The 22,384-nt window shown below is 42.8% G+C and carries 27 protein-coding genes; 26 read left to right on the top strand and 1 reads right to left on the bottom strand.

Translation table 11 applies throughout. From position 1 onward, the window contains the following. The 12 genes from rsxE (at window position 1) to mrdA (ending at window position 9,254) form a co-directional block, all read left to right on the top strand. On the top strand, window positions 1–663 hold the full coding sequence (rsxE, locus tag SRRS_RS10455; RefSeq protein WP_371368562.1) for an electron transport complex subunit RsxE: 663 nt from the start codon (window positions 1–3) through the stop codon (window positions 661–663). Continuing rightward, the gene (locus tag SRRS_RS10460; protein ID WP_371368564.1) at window positions 663–1,241 is read left to right on the top strand and encodes an electron transport complex protein RnfA; all 579 of its coding nucleotides are present in this window, start codon (window positions 663–665) and stop codon (window positions 1,239–1,241) included. Before rsxE ends, SRRS_RS10460 begins: the two co-directional genes overlap by 1 nt. A 28-nt stretch (window positions 1,242–1,269) precedes the next feature. Continuing rightward, on the top strand, window positions 1,270–2,127 hold the full coding sequence (rnfB, locus tag SRRS_RS10465) for an RnfABCDGE type electron transport complex subunit B (protein ID WP_371368566.1): 858 nt from the start codon (window positions 1,270–1,272) through the stop codon (window positions 2,125–2,127). Between the two features lie 188 nt (window positions 2,128–2,315). Further along, entirely contained in the window at window positions 2,316–2,699 is a 384-nt protein-coding gene (locus tag SRRS_RS10470; RefSeq protein WP_371368568.1) for a NusG domain II-containing protein, read from the top strand. A gap of 2 nt (window positions 2,700–2,701) precedes the next feature. Further along, window positions 2,702–3,217, top strand: coding sequence for a Gx transporter family protein (locus SRRS_RS10475; RefSeq protein WP_371368569.1), 516 nt, complete (start codon window positions 2,702–2,704; stop codon window positions 3,215–3,217). Window positions 3,218–3,300: 83 nt separating this feature from the next. Continuing rightward, window positions 3,301–3,591, top strand: a complete 291-nt coding sequence (locus tag SRRS_RS10480; protein WP_371368571.1) for a DUF4321 domain-containing protein — start codon at window positions 3,301–3,303, stop codon at window positions 3,589–3,591. Between the two features lie 12 nt (window positions 3,592–3,603). Next, the gene (locus SRRS_RS10485; RefSeq protein ID WP_371368573.1) at window positions 3,604–4,173 is read left to right on the top strand and encodes a nucleoside triphosphate pyrophosphatase; all 570 of its coding nucleotides are present in this window, start codon (window positions 3,604–3,606) and stop codon (window positions 4,171–4,173) included. Then, complete coding sequence (gene radC / locus SRRS_RS10490) at window positions 4,170–4,859, top strand: DNA repair protein RadC (RefSeq protein ID WP_371368575.1); 690 nt, start codon at window positions 4,170–4,172, stop codon at window positions 4,857–4,859. The genes SRRS_RS10485 and radC overlap by 4 nt, the downstream gene beginning before the upstream one ends. A gap of 32 nt (window positions 4,860–4,891) precedes the next feature. Beyond that, the gene (locus SRRS_RS10495) at window positions 4,892–5,926 is read left to right on the top strand and encodes a rod shape-determining protein (protein WP_371368576.1); all 1,035 of its coding nucleotides are present in this window, start codon (window positions 4,892–4,894) and stop codon (window positions 5,924–5,926) included. Between the two features lie 32 nt (window positions 5,927–5,958). Next, window positions 5,959–6,897: a rod shape-determining protein MreC gene (gene mreC / locus SRRS_RS10500; protein ID WP_371368578.1), complete on the top strand. Its 939-nt coding sequence runs from the start codon at window positions 5,959–5,961 to the stop codon at window positions 6,895–6,897. Continuing rightward, window positions 6,894–7,388 (top strand): rod shape-determining protein MreD, encoded by a 495-nt coding sequence (gene mreD / locus SRRS_RS10505; protein ID WP_371368580.1) that lies wholly within the window; start codon window positions 6,894–6,896, stop codon window positions 7,386–7,388. Before mreC ends, mreD begins: the two co-directional genes overlap by 4 nt. Before the next feature lie 33 nt (window positions 7,389–7,421). Further along, window positions 7,422–9,254, top strand: coding sequence for a penicillin-binding protein 2 (mrdA, locus tag SRRS_RS10510; protein WP_371368582.1), 1,833 nt, complete (start codon window positions 7,422–7,424; stop codon window positions 9,252–9,254). A 168-nt stretch (window positions 9,255–9,422) separates the two neighbouring features. Here mrdA and SRRS_RS10515 read toward each other — a convergent pair whose 3' ends face one another. Then, a complete protein-coding gene (locus tag SRRS_RS10515) occupies window positions 9,423–10,376 on the bottom strand; it encodes a bile acid:sodium symporter family protein (protein WP_371368584.1) in 954 nt (317 codons plus the stop codon). A gap of 168 nt (window positions 10,377–10,544) precedes the next feature. Between SRRS_RS10515 and minC the strand changes: the two genes are divergently transcribed. From minC to obgE, 14 genes are all read left to right on the top strand, one after another. Then, window positions 10,545–11,213, top strand: a complete 669-nt coding sequence (gene minC, locus SRRS_RS10520) for a septum site-determining protein MinC (RefSeq protein WP_371368586.1) — start codon at window positions 10,545–10,547, stop codon at window positions 11,211–11,213. 14 nt (window positions 11,214–11,227) lie between these two features. Then, entirely contained in the window at window positions 11,228–12,019 is a 792-nt protein-coding gene (gene minD / locus SRRS_RS10525) for a septum site-determining protein MinD (protein WP_371368588.1), read from the top strand. Window positions 12,020–12,043: 24 nt separating this feature from the next. Beyond that, window positions 12,044–12,322, top strand: a complete 279-nt coding sequence (gene minE / locus SRRS_RS10530) for a cell division topological specificity factor MinE (protein WP_371368590.1) — start codon at window positions 12,044–12,046, stop codon at window positions 12,320–12,322. Window positions 12,323–12,441: 119 nt separating this feature from the next. Beyond that, window positions 12,442–13,548 carry a rod shape-determining protein RodA gene (rodA, locus tag SRRS_RS10535; RefSeq protein WP_371368592.1) on the top strand — a complete coding sequence of 369 codons (1,107 nt, stop codon included), beginning with the start codon at window positions 12,442–12,444 and terminating at the stop codon, window positions 13,546–13,548. A 155-nt stretch (window positions 13,549–13,703) separates the two neighbouring features. After that, on the top strand, window positions 13,704–14,456 hold the full coding sequence (locus SRRS_RS10540) for a peptidoglycan DD-metalloendopeptidase family protein (protein ID WP_371368594.1): 753 nt from the start codon (window positions 13,704–13,706) through the stop codon (window positions 14,454–14,456). Between the two features lie 11 nt (window positions 14,457–14,467). Beyond that, entirely contained in the window at window positions 14,468–15,340 is an 873-nt protein-coding gene (locus tag SRRS_RS10545; protein WP_371368596.1) for a M50 family metallopeptidase, read from the top strand. Between the two features lie 113 nt (window positions 15,341–15,453). Beyond that, a complete protein-coding gene (locus SRRS_RS10550; RefSeq protein WP_371368598.1) occupies window positions 15,454–17,313 on the top strand; it encodes a TIGR03960 family B12-binding radical SAM protein in 1,860 nt (619 codons plus the stop codon). Next, complete coding sequence (locus SRRS_RS10555; protein ID WP_371368600.1) at window positions 17,313–18,020, top strand: TIGR03936 family radical SAM-associated protein; 708 nt, start codon at window positions 17,313–17,315, stop codon at window positions 18,018–18,020. Before SRRS_RS10550 ends, SRRS_RS10555 begins: the two co-directional genes overlap by 1 nt. 42 nt (window positions 18,021–18,062) lie before the next feature. Beyond that, window positions 18,063–19,499: a ribonuclease E/G gene (locus tag SRRS_RS10560; protein WP_371368602.1), complete on the top strand. Its 1,437-nt coding sequence runs from the start codon at window positions 18,063–18,065 to the stop codon at window positions 19,497–19,499. Between the two features lie 140 nt (window positions 19,500–19,639). Continuing rightward, entirely contained in the window at window positions 19,640–19,951 is a 312-nt protein-coding gene (gene rplU, locus SRRS_RS10565; RefSeq protein WP_371368604.1) for a 50S ribosomal protein L21, read from the top strand. Between the two features lie 3 nt (window positions 19,952–19,954). Next, window positions 19,955–20,275 (top strand): ribosomal-processing cysteine protease Prp, encoded by a 321-nt coding sequence (locus tag SRRS_RS10570; protein WP_371368606.1) that lies wholly within the window; start codon window positions 19,955–19,957, stop codon window positions 20,273–20,275. A gap of 7 nt (window positions 20,276–20,282) precedes the next feature. Next, the gene (rpmA, locus tag SRRS_RS10575; protein ID WP_371368607.1) at window positions 20,283–20,591 is read left to right on the top strand and encodes a 50S ribosomal protein L27; all 309 of its coding nucleotides are present in this window, start codon (window positions 20,283–20,285) and stop codon (window positions 20,589–20,591) included. Window positions 20,592–20,789: 198 nt separating this feature from the next. Beyond that, window positions 20,790–21,008, top strand: coding sequence for a Spo0B domain-containing protein (locus SRRS_RS10580; protein WP_371368609.1), 219 nt, complete (start codon window positions 20,790–20,792; stop codon window positions 21,006–21,008). A 92-nt stretch (window positions 21,009–21,100) separates the two neighbouring features. Beyond that, the gene (gene obgE, locus SRRS_RS10585; protein ID WP_371368611.1) at window positions 21,101–22,372 is read left to right on the top strand and encodes a GTPase ObgE; all 1,272 of its coding nucleotides are present in this window, start codon (window positions 21,101–21,103) and stop codon (window positions 22,370–22,372) included. The last annotated feature ends 12 nt before the right edge of the window (window positions 22,373–22,384 follow it).

The raw sequence follows: 22,384 nt of genomic DNA on the forward strand, positions 1-22,384 counted from the left end.
ATGAATTATTGGCAAATATTTAAAAAAGGTATTTTTGAAATGAACCCCATATTCCGCCTTGCGTTAAGTCTTTGTCCGGCGCTGGCGGTTACTTCCACTGTATTTAATGCATTAGGCATGGGGCTTTGCGTTATGGCAGTTATTACTGCCAACAACATTACAGTTTCCATTGTAAAAAACTTTGTTAATCCCAAAGTCCGTGTACCGGTGTTTATCACTATTATTGCTACAATAGTTACCTTGATTATCTTAACTCTGGAAGCCTACTTCCCGGCAGTATACAGAGAATTAGGGCTTTACCTAGAACTAATCGTTGTATTCGCCATTATCTTGGCGCGTGCTGAAGTGTTTGCTATGAAGAATGGCGTAATACCATCGGCAATAGATGGATTAGGCATGGGAGCTGGTTTTACTTTAGCCATGCTATTTATCGGAGCTGTTCGTGAACTGTTTGGAACAGGTATGCTTTTAGGCGGAACTTCTATGGCTATGCAAGTGTTTCCTACTTCCTATGATGGCCCGATGATTATGATTCTGGCGCCTGGGGCGTTTTTAGTAATTGGTCTGATGATCGGTATGTTTAACGTTATCGGTGAATATCAGGACAGACAAGCCGAAGCCAAAGCCAGCCAAAATGCAGTGCAAAGGAGTGAGGCTGTATAATGGAATACTTTACTCTATTTATGGGCGCAGTAATTGTTAACAACTTCGTTTTAACACGTTTCTTAGGTTTATGTATTTTCTTCGGTGTTTCCAAGAGTCTGAGTGCTTCTGTTGGTATGGGCATGGCGGTTGCATCCATCCTTACAGTATCATCCGCACTAGCATGGCTTGTATATAATTTGGTGTTGGTACCTTACGATCTGGTATTCTTGAAAATTGTAGTATTTGTTGTGTTAATTGCCTGTTTCGTACAGTTCTTAGAAATTGCAATTAAAAGATATGCGCCTGCACTTTATGAGATGTGGGGAATTTACCTGGTGCTGATTGCTACGAACTGTGTAGTTTTAGGTGTACCTCTTATTAATGCTTCAGCTAATTATGACTTTATCAAGAGCGTTATTAACGCTTTCGGTTCTGGCGCAGGTTTTGCCCTCGCAATTATCCTTATGGCCAGCCTGCGGGAAAAACTGCAATATGCTGATGTTCCTAAATCTCTGCAGGGTCTTGGAATTGCCTTTATATTGGCAGGCATGTTAGCCTTGTCTTTCTTAGGTTTTTCTGGAATGATTCCGCTATAAGCTGAATAGAAAGGAGCGTGAGAAGTAAATGGAACATGGAGTTGTCCAACATTCACTTGTAATACTTGCTATTATGACAAGTCTGGGCATAATATTTGGCTTAGTATTGGCATATGCCAATAAGAAAATGGCCATAGAAGTTAATCCGTTAATCCATCTTGTAGAAGATGTACTTCCTAAAGGACAGTGTGGTGCTTGCGGCTATGCTGGTTGTATGAACTATGCCGAAGCAGTTGTAACAAATCCTGATGTACCGCCAAATCTCTGTACCCCTGGTAAAGAGCCTGTAGCTAAATTAGTAGCAGAATTGACTGGTAAGGCTGCTGCTGCCATCGAACCGCGTATTGCGCAAGTAAGATGTGCAGGTTCTCATGCTAGAGCAGTTAAAGCTAGTGAGTACCATGGTGTACAGGATTGCGTGGCTGCAAATTTATTGTTTGGCGGTCCTAAGAGCTGCAAATATGGCTGTTTAGGACTTGGCACTTGTGTCAAGGCTTGCCCGTTTGGTGCAATGACGATGACAGAAGATGGCTTGCCGCTCATTAATCCTGAAAAATGTACCGGTTGTGGCAAATGCGAAACAGTATGCCCCAAAAAAGTCATCAATATGATGCCGCTTGGTGCTCATGTCCGGGTTAACTGCAATTCCCATGATAAAGGTGCTGTTGCTAAGAAAGCATGTAGTGCAGCTTGTATTGGTTGTACCTTGTGTCTGAAAGAGTGTCCGCATGGTGCCATTACTATGGATAACAGTTTGGCAATTGTAGATGCAAAAGTATGTAAGGAAAAATGCGATAATCCTACTTGCCTGGTTAAATGCCCGACCAAAGCTATAAAAAAAGCTGTACTTGGTGTAATTCCTGGCAATGAAGATCCTGTAGCTTAATTAAAACAAAAGTACACGAAAGAGGAGGGAATTCCCTCCTCTTTTTCTTTTTGAAACAGAAATACTGATAATAGATTAAAACGTTCAATATTTTCTTCGTTATTCATCAAATTTTTACTTTGTGTTTATTTGCATAACGCGGTGTTTTAATGTAAAATATAATAGAATATGAGCAAGGTGGCAAATTAATGCTGACAAAAGCTGATAAATACTTAGTTGCAGTATTATTGTTATTTGCGCTAACAGGAATTGGATTAAATATGTACCATCTTACAGGAAGTAGCGATCAAGAACGAAACGTAGTTATTACTGTAAATGGGCAGACGGTAAAAACAATTCCGTTACGACAAGGTTATGTAGGAGAATTTAGACTGGGCGGAGATCATGGGTTTAACCTTATTGAATACGAAAATGGACGCGTGCGGATAAAAGATGCAGATTGTCCGGATCAGATTTGTGTTCGTTCAGGTTGGATAAGCATTCCTCCTCAGCAGATTGTCTGTTTGCCATACCGCGTTGTTGTCAAAGTAGTGGCCGCAAGTCCCATAGACGTCGATGATATTGTGAGGTAGTCATGAGTAGAACAAAACGTCTGGTTCTTTTGGCTTTACTAGTAGCGATGGCTTCCGCAGTTCATGTACTGGAAAGCCGTTTTCCGCTTCCTGTTCCCGTTCCTGGCGTTAAGCTGGGGTTGGCAAATATAGTTTCGCTTTTGGCAATTGTTATTCTCAGTTGGCAGGATGCAGTCTATATTGCTGTAACTCGTGTTACTATAGGTTCATTATTTGGCGGTTCACTACTTGGACCGGCATTTGTCATGAGTTTGGGCGGAGCGCTTGTCAGCATTTTTATAATGGCTTATATTCGTCATAGTTACCAGAAAGTATTTTCGTTAGTAGGAGTAAGTCTGTTTGGTGCAGCCGCTCACAATTTGGCGCAAGTAGTTTTGGCAGCTGCCCTTGTAAATAGTTCGGGGCTTTTGTGGTATTTACCTTATCTACTGCTCTTTGCTGTACCTACAGGTTTATGTACTGGTTTAGCAGCTAACTACTTTTTAGTTGGCTCAGGCAAATTATGGTTTCAGAATTAGGAATACTGATTGGGTAAATAAATAATGTCCTTGTGAAAAATGCAAGGATTATTTTATTTTTAACATCCTAGGGGGGTATTAGGATGAAAACCGCCAGTAGGAAAGGTGGTTCAGCCGGGAGAAGTATGGGGATGATGGTATTGTTTCTTGTCACCGGGGCAGTTGTTGGTGGCATTTTAGGCGAAATTGCCGCTAGTTCCAGCTTGCTTTCAGGAGTTGCTCCATATTTAATTAAGCCGTTTCCTGTGTTTGATGTACCACCGGTTTCCATTAATTTATACGTAATCAAGTTGGTAATAGGATTTGCACTATATCCTAACTTGATGAGCGTGGTAGGGATTATTGCGGCAATACTGCTTTTTCGACGTTTTTAGGAGGAATAGGGCATGGAAATTATTTTAGCTTCATCATCACCCAGGCGTCAGCAATTGTTGTCACTGACTGGCTTAAGATTCAAAGTTATTGTCAGCCAGGTTGAAGAAGATAATGCTAAAGACATGCCACCTCAGGAATTGGCAATTGCGCATGCGTGTGAAAAAGCTTTTGACGTCAGTAAACATGTTTGTGGCGATGATATAATTATTGGTGCTGATACTATTGTAGTCTTGGATGGAAAGGTATTTGGCAAACCAACAGACAAAAATGATGCTGCCGCGATGTTAACAGCACTTGCCGGCAGAGAACATATTGTTATCTCAGGGGTCGCGGTGGTCAAAGGTCAGCAGGTTTTTACCGGATACAGTTCCACCAGCGTTAAGTTTAGGCAGTTAACATCGAAGCAAATAGAAAACTATATTGCTACAGGTGAGCCTATGGATAAGGCGGGAGCTTATGCCATTCAGGGGCGGGGAGCGCTGTTAGTAGAAAAGATTGATGGCTGCTATAACAATGTGGTTGGATTGCCGCTTGTTACACTAGCAGAACTGTTAAGCATGGCTGGGGTAGAATTGCTATGAACAGGGACAAGCAGTTGATGATGAAAGAATTGCCTGAGACTGAGCGTCCCAGAGAAAAAATGCTGGAAAAAGGCGTAAAATCTCTAAGTAATGCTGAATTATTGGCAATATTGCTCCGTACAGGAACGAAAAATTTACCTGTTAACCGCTTAGCGGAGCAACTGCTAGTTAAATATGAATTAGCCGCCCTTGGCAATATATCCCCGCAAGAGTTGAGTAAAACATCTGGGATTGGATTAGTCAAAGCTGTTACTGTACTGGCAGGCATTGAGCTGGGCTTTAGATTAAGTCGAAAAGAACCTGAGGAGCGTCCTGTAATTAAAAGTCCAAGCGATGCGGCTTGTCTAATGATGGCGGAACTAAGGTATCAGACAAAAGAGCATTTTATAGCATTATTGCTATCTACCAAGAACCACGTTATTGCTCGGGCAATGGTTTCTGTCGGTAGCTTAAATGCTTCTATTGTCCATCCCCGGGAATTATTTCGCGAAGCTATATGCTACAGTGCAGCTGCTGTAATATTAGTTCATAATCATCCGAGTGGTGATCCAACACCCAGTCAAGAGGATATAAGCCTTACCAAACAATTAGTAGAGGCAGGAAACATACTAAACATTTCAGTACTTGATCATGTAATAATTGGCGACGGTAAGTATGTTAGTTTTAAAGAAAAGGGAATAATATAATAGGTTTTCTTAAAAGAAAGGGGCTAAAGTCTATGTTGAATTTATTTGGTTCACTATCACGTGACATGGGTATAGATCTTGGTACTGCCAATACGTTGGTGCACGTCAAAGGCAGGGGGATCGTCCTCAGAGAACCCTCGGTTGTAGCTATTCAGCGTGATACTGGAGAAGTACTGGCTGTTGGTGAGGAAGCAAAACAAATGATTGGACGTACGCCGGGCAATATTGTGGCTATTCGACCGCTTAAGGATGGCGTCATTGCCGACTTTGATGTAACGCAAGCCATGCTTAAGTATTTTATTAGAAAAGCTATGGATTCTAAATCTTTTATCAGGCCGCGCGTTATAGTTGGCGTACCTTCCGGTGTAACTGAAGTCGAAAAAAGGGCAGTAATTGACGCTACAATTCAGGCCGGGGCACGGGAAGCCTATCTAATAGAAGAGCCAATGGCTGCAGCTATAGGTGCAGGGTTACCCGTCCATGAACCAACAGGAAATATGGTTGTAGATATTGGGGGCGGAACCACAGAAGTTGCTGTTATTTCATTAGGTGGCATAGTTACCAGCCGATCTATCCGTATTGGCGGTGACGAAATGGATGAAGCCATTGTCCAATATATAAAACGCACTTATAACTTAATGATTGGTGAACGTACAGCTGAAGAAGTAAAAATTAAAATTGGCTCGGCAATTTTGCTGAAAGCAGATGAGCAAATTGATGTGCGGGGACGTGACCTGGTAACTGGCTTGCCTAAAACACTTGTTATTAAAGCCAGTGAAGTTCAATTAGCACTCAGTGAACCAGTTGCCGGCATTATTGAGGCGGTTAAAGTTACTTTGGAAAAGACTCCGCCGGAGTTAGCTTCGGACATAATGGATAGGGGAATAGTTATGACCGGCGGTGGCTCGCTCTTAAGAGGCCTTGATCGGTTACTTAACAAAGAAACCGGTATGCCGGTTCATATTTCGGAAGATGCTTTGTCCTGTGTTGCAGCCGGTACGGGTGGAGCGTTAGAAAGCATTGATTTATTGAAAAGAGTTTTAATGACTACCAAGAAGTTAAGCTAACCAGCAAATCGTGTTAGGAAGGGGCCCAGAAAGTGCATTTCATTCACAAAAAGGCGGTTATACTCATAGTGGCGGTACTTACCGTCTTTTTGCTGGCCAGTGCAGTAGCCCAGGGAAAATATAAATTTAATTTTGTTGAACGGGCTGTAGTTACAGTGTTAGCACCGATAGAATATGTATTAGCCCGACTTGGTTATGGTTTTCGCCAAACAAGCTCATTTACTGGTCAAATTATGACAGTATACCGTGATAACCAAGTGCTAAAAGCCGAAAATGCCGAGCTTCGCCAAAACAATGTTAATGTTACCGAAATTTTGGCCGAAAATGCGCGGCTTCGGGCAATACTCGACTACAAAAAAGCGTCGCCGCAGTTTGATTTTGTTACGGCACAAGTAATTGCCCGTGACCCGGGAACATGGACCAGCATAATTGTTATTAATCGTGGTACTGCCGACGGAATAGCCAAGGACATGGCTGTAGTAACGCCGCAAGGTCTTGTCGGTACCGTCGTAAATGTTTATAATAATACTGCTAAAGTGCAGCTTATATTAGACCCGCGAAGTGCAGTCGGCTGCTTAGTTCAGCGCCCTGAATCGCGGGTAGCTGGCATTGTAGAAGGCAGTGGTTCCAGCCCCTTATCACCCCATATGATTAACATCGCACGGGATGCTGATATAATCAAAAGTGATAAAATTATTACTTCTGGCTTTGGCGGCATCTATCCAAAAGGTTTGTTGGTCGGGGAAGTTGTCGATATCATTAATGATGAAGGTGGATTATTAAAATATGCCGTCTTGAAGCCATCCGTAGATTTTGATAGACTAGAAGAAGTACTAATTATTGTACATTCACGTGAACCTGTGCCTGTACCTCAACAACCTGCACAACCTACACCCGGGCAGTCTACTCAATCTACTCAATCTACTCAATCTACTCAACCAACGCCGCCGAAAGGGGCGGCGGGGCGATGAAAAATCTATTCGTCTGGGCTGGGTTGCTAATTATTACTATTGCCGTTCAGGCTGTATTGCTCCCAATTATTTTTAACCAAGGTGTAAAACCTGATTTAATTCTAATTATGGTAGTAGTTTGCGGTTTATTGGCTGGACGGGAGCAGGCCGTAGGGGTTGGCTTTTTTGCAGGCTTACTGCAGGATTTTGCTTCAGGCAACATATTTGGATTAAATGTCTTATCAAAAATGATTATAGGATATGTTGCGGGGTTGGCTGAGAGAAAAGTATTCAAAGAAAGTGTTTTGTTGCCGGTTCTGGCAATTGTTATAGCTACTTTCTTCAACAGCGCGGTATTGCAAGCGCTGCTTTTTCTGTTAGGCTATAAAGTCGAGTTTTTAGCCATGCTGAAAAATCAAGTTTTACCTTCTTTAGGATACAACGTTTTGTTCTGTATCCCGGTTCATCGTTTGATTTACCGAATTACGTTTGGAAATCGCAGTCAGTTTTGATTTTGTGCATTTTTTAGAAAAGGAGGTTGTCGGATGCTTGCTAAGCGATTAAATGGCAGACTGGAGATTTTAAGTATTATCATAGTTTTCATATTTGTTGCTTTGGTAAGTCGCCTGGGCTATTTGCAAATGGCGCAAGGACAGTATTATGGGCGGCTGGCTGACGGCAACCGGATAAGATTAATTCCCATAATGGCCCCACGGGGTGTTTTTTATGATCGTAACGGTGTGATGCTGGTATCTAACCGTCCTGGTTTTACAGTATCCTTACTGCCAATAAGCGGACCCGTGCCGGCAGAAGTAATTAACAAATTGGCTGGAATTCTTGGTATGAATACTGAAGAAATTCAGTCAAAGTTGTCACAACATAGTGGTTCCTTTGAACCCATCCGGGTCAAGACAGACGTTGGCCCGGATATTGTTACCAAGATTGAGGAACGTAGATCAGAGTTGCCCGGTGTTGTTATTGAAGTTCAACCACTCAGAAATTATATTAACAATGAACTGGGTGCTCATATTTTTGGTTATGTTAGCGAGATAAACGATGTTGAATTGGAAAAACGCAAAACCGATGGTTATAAAGCCGGAGATATCGTTGGTAAATTCGGTTTAGAAAATGTTTATGATAAAGAGATTCGAGGCGTAGATGGCGGCAATCAAGTGGAGGTTGACGTCAGTGGCCGTCCCGTACAAGTTCTTGGTAAGAAAGAGCCGGTACTTGGACACAATTTAGTATTAACGATTGACTATCGAATCCAAAAGGCGGCAGAAGCTGCCATTGATGAACAACTTACTTATCTTCAAACTAAGACAGAATTTATCAAAGCAAAAGCTGCGGCAGCTGTTGTTCTAAACCCTAAGACGGGGGAAGTTTTGGCAATGGTAAGCCGTCCGACTTTTAACCCTAATTTGTTTAATGGTGGTATTTCAGCGAAAGATTGGAAAATGTTGAATGATAATCCCCATCATCCTATGGATAATAAAGCGATTTCCGGCGAATATCCACCAGGCTCAACTTTTAAGATTGTAACAGGGGCCGCTGCGTTGGAACTTGGCAAGGTTACGCCTGAAGAAAAAATTCTTGATTCAGGAGCCCACTGGATTATCCCGAAAGGAAATGCAGGGGGTGAAGCTCTTGGCTGGATTAACTTCCGGGAGGCGTTATCGAAGTCTGATAACGTATATTTTTATGAAATGGGCAACCGCTTAGGTATTGATAACTTAGAAAAATATGCCCGGATGTTTGGCTTAGGGGCGTTTACAGGGATAAATTTACCTGGAGAATCAGACGGGCTAGTAGCAAACCGTCGTTATAAGGAAAAGGCCTATGGCGAAGATTGGTATCTGTCAGAGACTTTCGACGCTGAGATTGGTCAGGGCTTTCAACTAGCAACACCGCTGCAAATGGCTATGCTTATTAGTGAAGTTGCCAATGGCGGCCACCGTTATAAACCTAATGTTGTAAGTAAGATTACCGGCGCTAACGGCGAAGTAATTAAAACTTTTACTCCCGAGGAAGTTGGTCAAATTACTATTTCTGAGCCTACTCTAACTCTTATTCGTGAGTCTTTAAGAGAGGTAGCTCAGGAAGGTGGTACTGCTGCTGCTGCCTTTGGCGATTTCCCTGTTGCTATAGCCGGTAAAACGGGTACAGCTGAAAATTCGCATGGTTCTGACCACGGTTGGTTTGTGGGTTACGGCCCTTACGAGGATCCACGGATTGCAGTTGCTGTAATTGTTGAGCAAGGTGGTTTCGGTTCGTCTTCTGCCGTACCTATTGCAAGAAAAATAATGGAAGCTGCTTTTAACATTAATCAAGCTCCAGCCGAAGCGGCCAGAATATACCGTCCTCAAACAGCTCTATAAAATAACGAATGAGACCAAACCATCGTGCTTGGTCTCATTCGTTATTCTATCTATAGAAATTCTCGTTTGGAAGTTATTCTAATAGAACAAATATCAAGTTTGAACATGCGTAATTCGGGTGTTTTTAGAAGAACATAATGACGCCCAAAAGACTAAAAAGCAATATAGTTAAGTGTTGTTATTAGCTTTGCGGAAAAAGTGAGGTATGATTGCTGCAAATGGTTGCTGAAACAACATAAACATAGTAATTGGAATGGCAACTGGCGGAGGAAAGAATCCTAGCGCGAGCACCATGCCAAAACTGATATTACGCAGTCCAACACAATAAATCATGGCCAACGCCGTTTCTCTTGTGGGTTTTTTGAGTATATAGGAGCCTAGATAGCCGGTAAAATATCCTCCGGCAACCAGAAGCATTGTAACGGAAACTATTTTTAGCGTTGATAAATCCCAATTTATATCGGGGCCTACTATGGCCGCATTAATAAATATTACGACAAAGAAGGCAATTTTTGAAACAAAATTAGCAACCGTTTTAATCGAGGGAGTCACCAATTGCGTGCTATAATCATGCAGAACCATTCCGACTACACTTGGTATTGTTATCATAGCCAACAATTCTATCATCATTTGCGCATAATCGATATGTAATGCCTGACCAATGGCAACTTTAAAGAAAAAAGGCAACAGTATCGGAACAATGAGAGTATCAAGTGTAACGGCCACCAAAGCTACCGAAACATTACCGTGGGTTAACGCTGTCCAAATAACAGAAGTTACGCCAATAGGGGTTGATGCGCCTACCAAGTAGCCCAACTGAGTATAATGAGCATCAGGAAAGATAAGCAGTCCGGCGGCCCAGGCAATAAGCGGTGAGACGATATGGATCAGAAATAGTATCCAAAGGGGAACGACTGGTTTTGTAAGTACTCGCAGAAACTCTTTTAGACTTGTGCCTAAAGCAGTTACAAATGTCATATAGGCAAAAGAACCAATTACTATTACACGCAGAGCCGGAGAGTCAGAAATAGGAGTTACAAAACCGATAAATAAAGCGGATAATACGATCAGAAACATATGTTGTCCCAGCCAGTCTGAGATTTTTGCTAAAGTATTTATCATATAGAGACCTCCATAACATAACTATAATATTCCTCACTACATTCCCAATACCTGCATTTTATCCAATTTTACTGTGAGGCTGCATTATTTCTGCAGGAAATTTTGCAAAAAAGGCGAATTTTAGTTGACATATAGATAATAACTCATGGTAAAATTTAGGAGAAGATAATGCGGGAGGATGTAGTATTTAAGGGAGGCAAAGCTGGCCTCGAATTGGTGATAAATCAGTCTGCCGATTTTTCTGCAATATTAGAGCAACTAAAAGATAAGCTGGAATCGGCTGCACATTTTTTTACCGGTAATACCGGTGTACGCATATCGTCGGATAACGACGTGTTAACAGGCGATGAGCGGCGGAAGCTGATTAATCTGCTAGCTGACTACGGGTTAAATTTACAGGAACGGCTTGAACCTGAGCTGCTGCCACCCGCAGAAGAGACAGACCTTACCGAAGTTCAAGTCGGGGATGTTCCCGTGGAGTACCGACAAGAGGCTGAGGGTGGACAAACTTTAATCATATCAAGAATGCTGCGCGGCGGGCAGCGGGTAGTGTTCAAGGGTTCTGTTATTGTGATGGGTGATGTCAACCCTGGAGCCGAGGTAATTGCCGGCGGCAATATTGTTATCCAGGGAACTTGTCGGGGCTTGGCTCATGCCGGGGTTAACGGTGATCAAACTGCTACAATTACGGCTGACAGACTGATTGCAGGACAACTCCGTATTGCCGGAATTATTGCCCGGGCTCCGGATACCCAGGACGAGCCTGCCTACCGGGAGACGGCACGTATTGCTGGCGATGTTGTAATTATTGAACCGGCGGATAAGCTGACCGATTAATAGGAGGTACATAGATGGGGGAAGTAATCGTTATTACATCAGGTAAGGGTGGTGTTGGTAAAACAACAACAACCGCTAACCTGGGGACTGGTTTTGCTTTGCAAGGGAAAAAAGTTGTTCTTGTAGATGCCGATATCGGATTGCGGAATCTTGATGTTGTTATGGGTTTAGAAAATCGAATTGTATATGATTTGGTGGATGTTACCGAAGGCAACTGCCGTTTAAAGCAAGCACTTATTCGGGACAAGCGTTACGAAACATTGTATCTTTTACCGGCGGCTCAAACCAGAGATAAAAATGCGGTTACGCCTGATCAAATGCAGCAATTGTGCAAGGATTTGGCACAAGAATTTGATTATGTAATTATTGATTGTCCGGCTGGGATTGAACAAGGTTTTAAAAACGCTATTGCAGGCGCCGACAGGGCTATTATTGTTACTACTCCGGAAGTATCGGCCGTGCGGGATGCTGATAGAATTATTGGACTATTAGAATCGGAAGGCAAGCATAATCCTAAACTCATTGTAAACCGCATTAGACCGCTTATGGTAAAAAAAGGTGATATGATGGATATTGATGATATCATCGAAATTTTGGCAGTTGATTTGCTGGGGATAATTCCCGAGGATGAATACATCGTAATTTCAACTAACCGGGGTGAACCGGCAGTTACCAACGCAACAGCCTTGGCAAGCACCGCTTACCGGAATATTGTACGCCGGCTAATGGGTGAAAATGTTCCGCTTATGACGATGGAAACAAATGAAAGTTTTTGGGGCAGATTCAAGAAAGTGTTGGGATTTTAGTTAGCAGCTTAGGGGGGGAGCAAGGTGTTCGAGCTGATTCAAAAATTGTTTGGTAAAGAACCGCAAGGTTCTAAGAATATTGCTAAAGAGCGGCTTAGGTTTGTATTGGTACATGATCGCGTTAATGTTTCGCCGCAATTTATGGAAGTAATTAAAGATGATATGATTAAAGTGATTTCAAATTACATGGATATCAACGAAACTGAAATGGAAATTAGCTTAACCAAGACCAATACGCAAGTAGCTTTGGTAGCTAATATTCCTGTCAATCGTATGAAACGCAGTGTTTCACCAGGAGAATAAATCACCGAAAGCAGAGTAAAGATTTTTTGCTCTGCTTTTTTCTTTACTCACTATACTGGACGTAGGCGGGAAATACTATTATAATATATAAGACATTGTTAGAGAGAAGGTAAGTGGGTATGCTTAACCAGCGCCTTTTGCGCAATTTGGATTTTATACTTATTGGTGTTACTGTTCTGATTATACTTATAAGTCTCGTTATCATTGGCAGTGCTACTCATATAAATAATCCCAGCGAGGACCGATATTGGTATGTACAGCGCCAAGGACTGTTTGCCCTGGCTAATATGATTCTTATTTTTATTATGTTAAATTTTGACTACAAATCCCTTGAAAAGTTTTCGGGCTTTTTATATGCTTTTAACCTAATCATGCTGCTTGCTGTTATGTTTGTCGGCCAATCGGCATTGGGGGCCCAGCGATGGATTCAGATTGGACCGATAAGTTTACAGCCATCGGAGTTTTCTAAGATTATAATGATTATCTCTTTGGCTCAAATACTTGACAAACGTTCAGGCAGACTTAATTCATTTAAAGAAATAATACCGGTGTTTATCTATGTTGGCATTCCTTTTCTCCTGGTACTGAAACAGCCTGACCTTGGCACTTCGCTTGTATTTCTGGCCATATTGTTTGGTATGATTTTTGTAGCTGGTATTAGCACGCGTCATTTAATGATGATATTTGGTGCGGGTCTTGCGATTCTACCAGTTTTTTGGCACTTTTTAAAAGATTATCAGAAAAAAAGGCTGACGGTATTTATTGATCCTAATGTTGATCCTTTGGGGTCAGGGTATCATATCATTCAGTCTAAGATCGCTATCGGATCCGGTATGCTGTTCGGGAAGGGCCTGTTTAACGGCACACAGAGTCAATTGAATTTTTTGCCTGAGAACCATACTGATTTTATATTTGCTGTTATAGGGGAAGAATTAGGATTTGTTGGCGCTACACTGATTTTGCTATTATACCTGATTTTACTTTACCGGGGTGTTAAAATAGCCGGAGCGGCACGCGATAATTTCGGTACATTGCTGGCAACAGGTATTACCTCCATGCTAGCCTTCCATTTGTTGGTTAACGTCGGGATGACAGCAGGTATTATGCCGGTTACAGGCATTCCATTACCACTCATGAGTTATGGAGTAAGCGCGTTAACCACAAACTTATTTAGTATTGGTATACTATTAAATATCTATATGCGAAGGCAAAAGATACTGTTTTGAACATAGGCCGGGTTACTTTTCACAAAGTGATCTGGCCGTTTCTTATTTTTATTTTTTTGTCAATTAAACATGCTAGTTTTCATAGTTATAATTCTGAGTTTTTTTCATATATATTCCATAAGAATAGTTTGAGCCGGTTTTATGGAGGGCTTGGAATGACAAAATTATGGAACCGTATGAAAAACAGCTGGCAGTTTACTGGCCGTAATAATGAGAAAAATTGGCAGTCGTATTATGATGATGAACCTGATTATACTTGGCTTAAAAAAACGGTTGCAGCCCTAGCGCTATTCGCCGTGGTTTATAGCGCTCATGTATCGAATACCAGGATTGGACAGGAAGTAACCGGGGCTGTACGTCAAATGTTAGCCACTCAAACTGATTTTATGTATTATACGGCTAGGACTATAGAATATGTTAATACCTATTGGCCGAATGCCGCTAATATATCGGGAATACCAGTACTAAAACAAGTGCAGACAACTATATCAAGGCCGGCAGATCCCTTGCTGTATATGACGAAGCCTGCTGAAGGGCAGATAGTGAATCAATTTGGCTGGCAGCAAGCTAATCCGTCGGTTAAGCCGGAAACAATGCGGGAAGGTATTGATATTGCTGCGCCGGCGGGCTCTGGTGTAAGAGCGGCAGCTACCGGAAAAGTTAAAATTGTTACTGATAGTACCCATTTTGGTAAAATGCTTATTATAGAGCATGGCCAGGGTATTGAGACCATTTATGGATATTTGGCGGATATTGTAGTAAAAGAAGGCGATGATGTAAGTCAAGGACAAATAGTGGCGAGGGTTGCCAAAACAGGCTCTGATCAGCCTGTTCTCTATTTCGAGTTACGGGAAAATGGTAAAGCTCTTGATCCGGTATCAAGGTTCAAGGGAGAAAAAGCAAATTAAGGAAGTGAAATATGCGGACCGGTAAAATAGCAGGTGTTGAGATCGTAGTAAATAATTGGTTCTTAGTTTTGATTGTATTGTTTAGCATTGCCGGTCTTGCCAGCAAAGTACTGCTGATATTTAGTGCTGTCTTATGGCATGAACTGGCACATGCACTAATGGCGGGCGGCTTAGGCTACAAGGTGAGACAAGTGGAATTGCTACCGTTTGGAGCCGTAGCGCGCATTGACCGTTTAGCGGATGCCGGAGCGGCCAGTGAAATCATGATAGCAGCCGCCGGACCGCTGGCAAGCATAGGTCTGGCGGTTTTATGTTATACTGGTATGGCTGGAGCAGGCCCAGGGCGGGAACTGCTTACTTTTTATGGGGAAGTTAATATCATGCTGGCAGGTTTTAACTTGCTGCCGGCGTTGCCGCTTGATGGGGGTAGAATTTTACGGGCTATTTTAACAGGCAGGCGCGATTACCGTGACGCCACAGCTATTGTTGTGACACTTAGTTATGTAATTAGCTGCATGTTGCTCCTCTGGGCAGGTGTGAGCTATTGGTTGTATAGTACTTTGAATTTAACTTTGCTTGTTGCAGCGGGATTTTTACTTCTTACTGCCCGAACGGAAAACAATTTAGCCGGATTTAGAGCATTGCGTATTTTGGCTAATAAAAAAGCAGAACTTACCAGTAGCGGAGTTATGCCTACAAATCATCTTACCGCTATGGAAAGTACAATAATCAAAGATGTTATCCGCCTATTTGGTCCAGAACAATATAATATCGTCCATATTATTAATCGTAATTTTGAACTATGCGGGGCATTAACTGAGACCCAAGTGTGGGAAGGGTTACTTAAAAGGGGGATAAAAGCAAGAATAAAAGAGTTTCTATAAGCAGCTGTTTTCTATACGAGGTTTCAAATATAATCAAGATGGAAAAAATAAGTCTTGATATTTCCATTAGAAAAATACATAATAATTTTTATAGCTATATTTTGGAGGTACATATGCATTCCTTAGAACCTGTAAGCCCTGCTGTTTTGAGCCGGGTGATGAAACCAGCCCGTTATACTGGCCATGAGTGGAACAGTGTAATAAAAGAAGTTGATACTTACATAGTGAATTTTGTGTTAGCGATGCCGGATGTGTATGAAGTGGGCATGTCTAACCTTGGTCTTAAAATATTATATCAAGTATTGAATAACCGCCAGGATACTTTTGCGGAGCGTGTATATGCTCCTTGGACAGACATGGAAGCTGAAATGAGAGCGGAGGGAGTTAAGCTATACACGCTTGAAACAAAAAGGCCGGTAGACATGGCCGATATCGTCGGCTTTTCTTTACAGTATGAATTGAGTTACAGTAATGTGCTTAATATGCTTGACCTAGCCGGTATACCGCTTTTAGCTGCTGAACGCGATGAAAGTCAGCCGCTGGTAGTTTGCGGCGGTCCTTGTGCCTTTAATGCCGAACCTATGGCTGACTTTGTGGATTTTTTTATTCTAGGTGAAGCAGAAGAAGTTATTGGGGAAGTAGCTGCCGCTATTGCCCGATGGAAACAGCAGGACAAGCTGGGAGGCAAGCCGGCAATTCTTAAAAAACTTGCCACACTCCAGGGGATATATGTTCCTAGTTTTTATCGTGAAGAATATGACAGCTGTGGAAAGACGCAAGCCTTACAGCCAGTAGTGCCGGAAACAAATCCTGTTATCGTTAAACGGGTAATTCAAGATTTGGATAACGTAACTTTTGCAACAAAACCCGTCGTTCCGTTTATCGAAATTGTTCATGACCGCATAATGCTGGAATTATTCAGGGGATGTACACGTGGCTGTCGGTTTTGCCAGGCCGGTGTACTTTATCGTCCTGTCCGGGAACGTAAGATGGAAACACTCATAAACTACGTCCAGGAACTTATAGATAATACCGGTTATAACGAAATATCACTGGTGTCATTAAGTTCAGCGGACTATTCCTGTCTTAGCCCGTTAATTACTCAGTTGATTGAGCGGTTCAAACAGCAGGGCGTAAGTGTATCACTACCGTCCCTTCGGATTGATAGTTTTTCCATAGATCTGGCGAAACAGGTACAACAGGTGAGGAAAAGCGGCTTGACCTTTGCACCTGAGGCCGGAACTCAGCGGTTAAGAGATGTGATTAATAAAGGTGTTACCGAAGAAAATCTTACTGAAGCCGTAAGCGCCGCCTTTAAATCAGGTTGGTCAACAATTAAGCTTTATTTTATGATTGGCCTGCCAACTGAAACAGATGAAGACATTGAAGGCATTGCTGCATTGGCTCAGCGAGTTGCCGATCTCTATAAACAAATAAAAGGGCGTAAAGGCGCAAAAGTAACTGTCAGTGTGTCTTCGTTTGTGCCTAAACCCCATACCGCATTCCAGTGGTTTGGCCAAAATTCAATTGAAGAAATTGAACGTAAGCAAAGACTATTACGATCACTTATTAAAGACCGCAGTATTTCGTTACATTGGCATGATGCACCCACTAGCTTTCTTGAAGGCGTATTTTCCCGCGGCGACCGCCGGTTGGGTAAGGTACTGTTAAGAGCGTGGCAAAACGGGGTTAAATTCGACGGGTGGTCTGAGCATTTTAAATTTGATGCGTGGATGGACGCGTTTACGGCTGAAAAGATTGACCCGGCTGATTACGCCAGTCGCGAACGGGAGCTGGATGAATATTTACCATGGGAACATCTTTCTTCCGGAGTGGACAAGGCCTTTCTGACAAGAGAGTGGCAAGCTGCGCAAAAAGCAGCCTTTACGCCGGACTGCCGTCGTGAACTGTGCGGTGCCTGTGGCGTCTGCCAGGATCTTAGTGTTAAAGTAGTAGATTGGGGGCAGGCATAATGGCTAAGTTGCGGCTTAAAATAACCAAAGGCGGCGAAATTCGTTATGTTTCTCATTTGGATTTTGCCGGAACAATTGAACGTGCCGCTCGTCGCGCTAAACTACCGGTAGCTTACTCTGAAGGGTTTAACCCACATATGAAACTTGCGTTTGCGTCAGCATTGGCTGTAGGGGTAACGAGTGAGGCAGAATATCTTGATTTAGAATTGAATGAAGAAATGGCAATTGCCGATGTGTCTGCTCGTCTTACACCACAGTTGCCTGCCGGTATTGAATTAAAATCTGCCCAATATATGGGACTGCGCAGCCAAGCCCTCATGGCTATAGTTAATCTGGCCACATATGAAATTAGTGTGCCGTTGTTACCGGATGGGGTGCTGGATGCTGCCTTAAGAAGTATAGAGCAATTCAATAATGAAGTTGAAGTAATCTATGTTAAACAATCGCCCAAAGGAAGGCGTGAAATTGATATTAAGGAATATCTCGCCGCCCCCGCTGTTGCAAAATTGGCGGCAGATAACCGACAGGCGTTAGTAATTAACCTTTCGATTCGGATAACTCCCGGAGGAAGTGTCAAACCCGCGGAAGTAATTGCTTCGCTTACTGATAATTTTGGCTTGCCAGTTGATAAAAACGCTGCATTAATTAATCGGACAGGACTGTTTGTAACAGACGGCAAGGTGAGAAGGACGCCTGTTGAATTGTAGGGCACTTGAACGCATTTAAAACAACAATAGAAGGTACGGAGTATGAAGAAAACTATAATTGCTAACGTTGTACCGGAAGAAACCAGGGTAGCATTGCTTGAAGATAATGAACTTATGGAGATATCGGTAGAACGCAGCGAAAGCGGGCATCTGGTAGGTAATATCTATAAAGGCAGAGTTAAGAATGTTCTTCCCGGGATGCAGGCAGCTTTCGTTGATATCGGAAGAGATAAAAACGCTTTTTTATATATGGGAGACGCCGGGCGCCAGGCGGCATGCCAGCATTTGACTATCGGCCAGGATGTACTAGTGCAGATAGCAAAAGATGCTATGGGCGATAAAGGACCACGGGCTACTATTAGCCTGACATTACCTGGGCGGTATATTGTACTTATGCCAACAGTCGATTATATTGGAATCTCGCGGCGCATTGAAGAGGAAAGCGAGCGGGATCGGCTGCGCCAGATTGCAGAAAGCATTCGTCCGGCCGGTATGGGAGTTATAGTTAGAACTATAGCTGAAGGTAAAAGCCAGGACGAGTTAATGAAAGATATGGCGTACTTGACAAATATGTGGTCAAGCTTAAGCAACCGGGCAAAACGAATTAACGCACCAGCGCTTATTTACCGTGATGCAGACCTAGTTGTCAGGATTGTTCGCGACTATCTGACAAGTGATGTTTCAGAGTTTGTTATTGACAGCCAGGAGGCCTATAACCGGGTTGTTGACTTGCTAAAATACATATCACCAGAATTGGTTGATTGTGTTACGCTTTATGATCCAACAGGGCAAAATGACGATATATTTTGCCGTTTTAACCTTAATGTTCAACTGGAAAGCCTGCGTGACCGCCGGGTAGAGCTGACTTGTGGTGGCTATCTGGTTATTGATCACACCGAAGCATTAACTGTTATTGATGTCAATACCGGCAAGTTTGTTGGCAATATCAGCTTATCGGAAACTGTGTTTCAAACTAACTTAGAGGCAGCGGTGCAAATCGCCAGGCAGCTTAGGTTAAGAGACATCGGTGGCATTATTATCATTGATTTTATCGATATGGATAAACCCGAACAGCGTGCTGCGGTGCTTAATGCACTTGAGCTTGCACTAAAGAAAGACCGCACAAAGTCGAATGTTTTAGGTATTACTAATTTGGGTTTAGTTGAAATGACCAGAAAAAAAGCAAGGCAGAATATTAATGGCATGCTTTACAGCCCATGCCCGTGTTGTTTGGGTAAAGGCCGGATCAAATCACCGGAAACTGTAGTCATAGATATCAAACGGGAAATTAGAAAGCTCAACAAACGTTCCCGCTCAGGCGGAAGGTTGTTAATCCAAGTTCATCCGCAGGTTGCCGACTTTCTGACAAAGCAGGGAGAACTCAAACGTCTTGAGCAGGAAACGGCCAGATCTTTGCTAGTCGAGACAACTGAAAATATGAATCCGGAGATGTTCTCTTTGCTCTGGAAACCTGATTGACAAAGTATTACCAATATGCTAAAATTTGATGATGTAGGCATTGTCTACACCACCGCACAGAGAGGTTCCCTAAATCTTGTATGCTTGGCATATAAGTACCGAATTTGGCGAGTCCTAACGCAGGGGAGGTGCAAAAATTAATGTACGCTATTATTGAAACAGGCGGTAAACAATACCGCGTAACTGAAGGCGATGTGCTCACTATTGAAAAAATCGAAGCAGCTGAAGGTCAGACTTTTGAATTTGATCGTGTTTTGACTGTAGTAAAAGAGGGTGAGGTAGTTATCGGCAAACCGCTGGTAGCTAACGCCAAAGTTACTGCTGAAGTAGTGGCTCATGGCAAAGGCAAAAAGATTTTGGTTTTCAAATACAAAGCTAAAGCTAACTATCGCCGCCGCCAAGGTCATCGTCAACCGTTTACCAAAGTTCGCATTGAAAAGATTCATGCATAGACAATGATTACGGTTGAATTAACTTTAGATAACAATCAGGCAATTTCCGGATTTTATATCCAAGGGCATGCGCAAGCCGGGCCACATGGCCAGGATATTGTATGTGCCGGAGTGTCTTCCCTTGTTCAAGCGTCCATTATGGGGATTGAGCGTCATCTTGGGAGAGATATTAATCTTACCCAGAATGCGAAAGGTCTCAAAATGAGCTTAATCGGGGAGTCTGACAATCTTACAAATGCAATTCTTGAAACAATGCTGCTTGGTTTAACCGAGATTGCCAAAAGATATCCTAAAAGTGTTCGCATTATTGGACACAGGAGGTGAAAGCAAGATGGAAAAATTTAAACTGAATTCTTTTGACTTACAGTTATTTGCTCATAAAAAAGGTGTGGGCAGCTCCCGTAACGGTCGCGACAGTGAGGCTAAACGTCTTGGTGTTAAGCGTCACGCCGGTGAAGTTGTAACCGCAGGCAGCATTCTGGTGCGTCAGCGTGGTACCCATTTCCATCCCGGTAACAACGTAGGCATCGGCAAAGATGATACCTTATTTGCCATGGTTCCCGGCAAGGTCGCTTTCGAGCGTAAAGGCCGTTATGACCGGCAAATTAGTGTATATCCTGCAGCTGAAGAAGCTATGTAAAAAGAACACGGCTTGTGATAAGCTTTTGATAAAGCGAAAGCCGATGTTGCACTTATCCTGATGGGTAAGAAAAACCTGCGGTCTTGGAACCGCAGGTTTTTTTATAAAATTTTACGAAAACTGCCGAACATCAACAGGTATTTTTGTTGGTGGGAGCGAAGGGTATATCATTCTGCTGCAATTTGGAAGGATGATAGTATGTCAAATACAGCTTGTTCTGAAGTAGCATCATGTTCGGATGTGATAAAATTGCTCCGGATTCAGCGTCATGATTTTTTGAATCATCTCCAGGTTATTCATGCTCTAATTCAACTGGGGCGGGATGAACGGGCGTTGCAATATATTGAAAAGTTAGCACATGACCCAGATATGATATCGAATGTTCTGTTATCCTATCAAAATGAAATATCTGACTAATTATAACTCTGGTGACGTGAAAAACTGACTATTATTGATAAAATGCAGCTTGAACGCGCATATTACATATAAAAAACGCAAGGGGATTTCTAATGTTTATCGACAGAGCCAAGATAACTGTTAAAGCCGGTAGCGGCGGTAATGGTATGTCTAGTTTTCGCAGGGAAAAATATGTTCCCAAGGGTGGCCCCAGCGGCGGCGACGGCGGCCGCGGTGCCAATGTAGTGTTAATTGGAGACGAAAACCTTAATACACTTGTTGATTTTCGCTATAAACGTATATTTAAAGCCGATAACGGTGCTAATGGCCAGTCCAGCAACATGCACGGCCGTGGCGCTGAAGATTTACTGATTAAAGTACCGCCAGGAACTATTATTAAAGAAGAAGCCACTGGCCGGATACTAGGTGACATTACCGAGCCGGGACAAAAAGTAGTTATAGCTAAAGGCGGCCGGGGAGGGCGGGGTAACGCCCGTTTTGTTAACAGCGTACACAGAGCGCCAACCTTTGCTGAGCTCGGGGAACCGGGCGAGGAACAAACTCTTTTACTTGAACTTAAACTGTTGGCCGATGTTGGTTTGCTTGGCTATCCCAGTGTGGGAAAATCAAGTATTTTATCCATGGTATCGGCGGCTAAGCCAGAAATTGCCGCTTATCACTTTACTACTCTATCCCCTGTTTTGGGTGTTGTTAGTATTGCCGAAGGCCAAAACTTTGTCCTTGCCGATATTCCTGGATTAATTGAGGGAGCCCATGAAGGGGTGGGCTTAGGCCATGACTTCTTACGGCATATTGAGCGTACCAAGGTATTGATTCATGTGCTGGATGTTTCAGGTATCGAGGGTCGTGACCCGATTGAAGATTTCCACAAAATCAATAATGAGCTCAAATTATACAATGAGAGATTGTTTAAACGTCCGCAGCTTGTTGCCGCGAATAAAATGGATCTGCCGGAAGCGCAGGAAAATTACCAGCGAGTGGCCGATTATATGGCTGAATTAGGACATGAGATTTATCCAATTTCAGCAGCTACCGGGGAAGGCCTTCAGGCTCTGATGCAGCGGGCGGCTCAGCTGTTGGCTGAATATGTTGAAGAACCTGAAGAAATTGAAGATGCCAAGGTATATGAGGCTAAGCCTGAAGACGAATTCTCGATTACACGGGATGATGACGGAGCCTTTGTGGTAAACGGTGAGGGTATCGAAAAACTTGTTGCCATGACCCGGTTTAACGATGATGAAGGCGTACAACGGTTCCAGGCTATTTGGCGCAGACTGAAGATTGATGAGGCACTGCGGGAACGTGGCATTCAAGAAGGGGACACTGTTCGCATTCTTGATATGGAATTTGAGTTTAGACCATAGGAGGCTATATTT

This window comes from Sporomusa rhizae, from assembly GCF_041428845.1.
In the GTDB taxonomy this organism is placed as follows: domain Bacteria; phylum Bacillota; class Negativicutes; order Sporomusales; family Sporomusaceae; genus Sporomusa; species Sporomusa rhizae.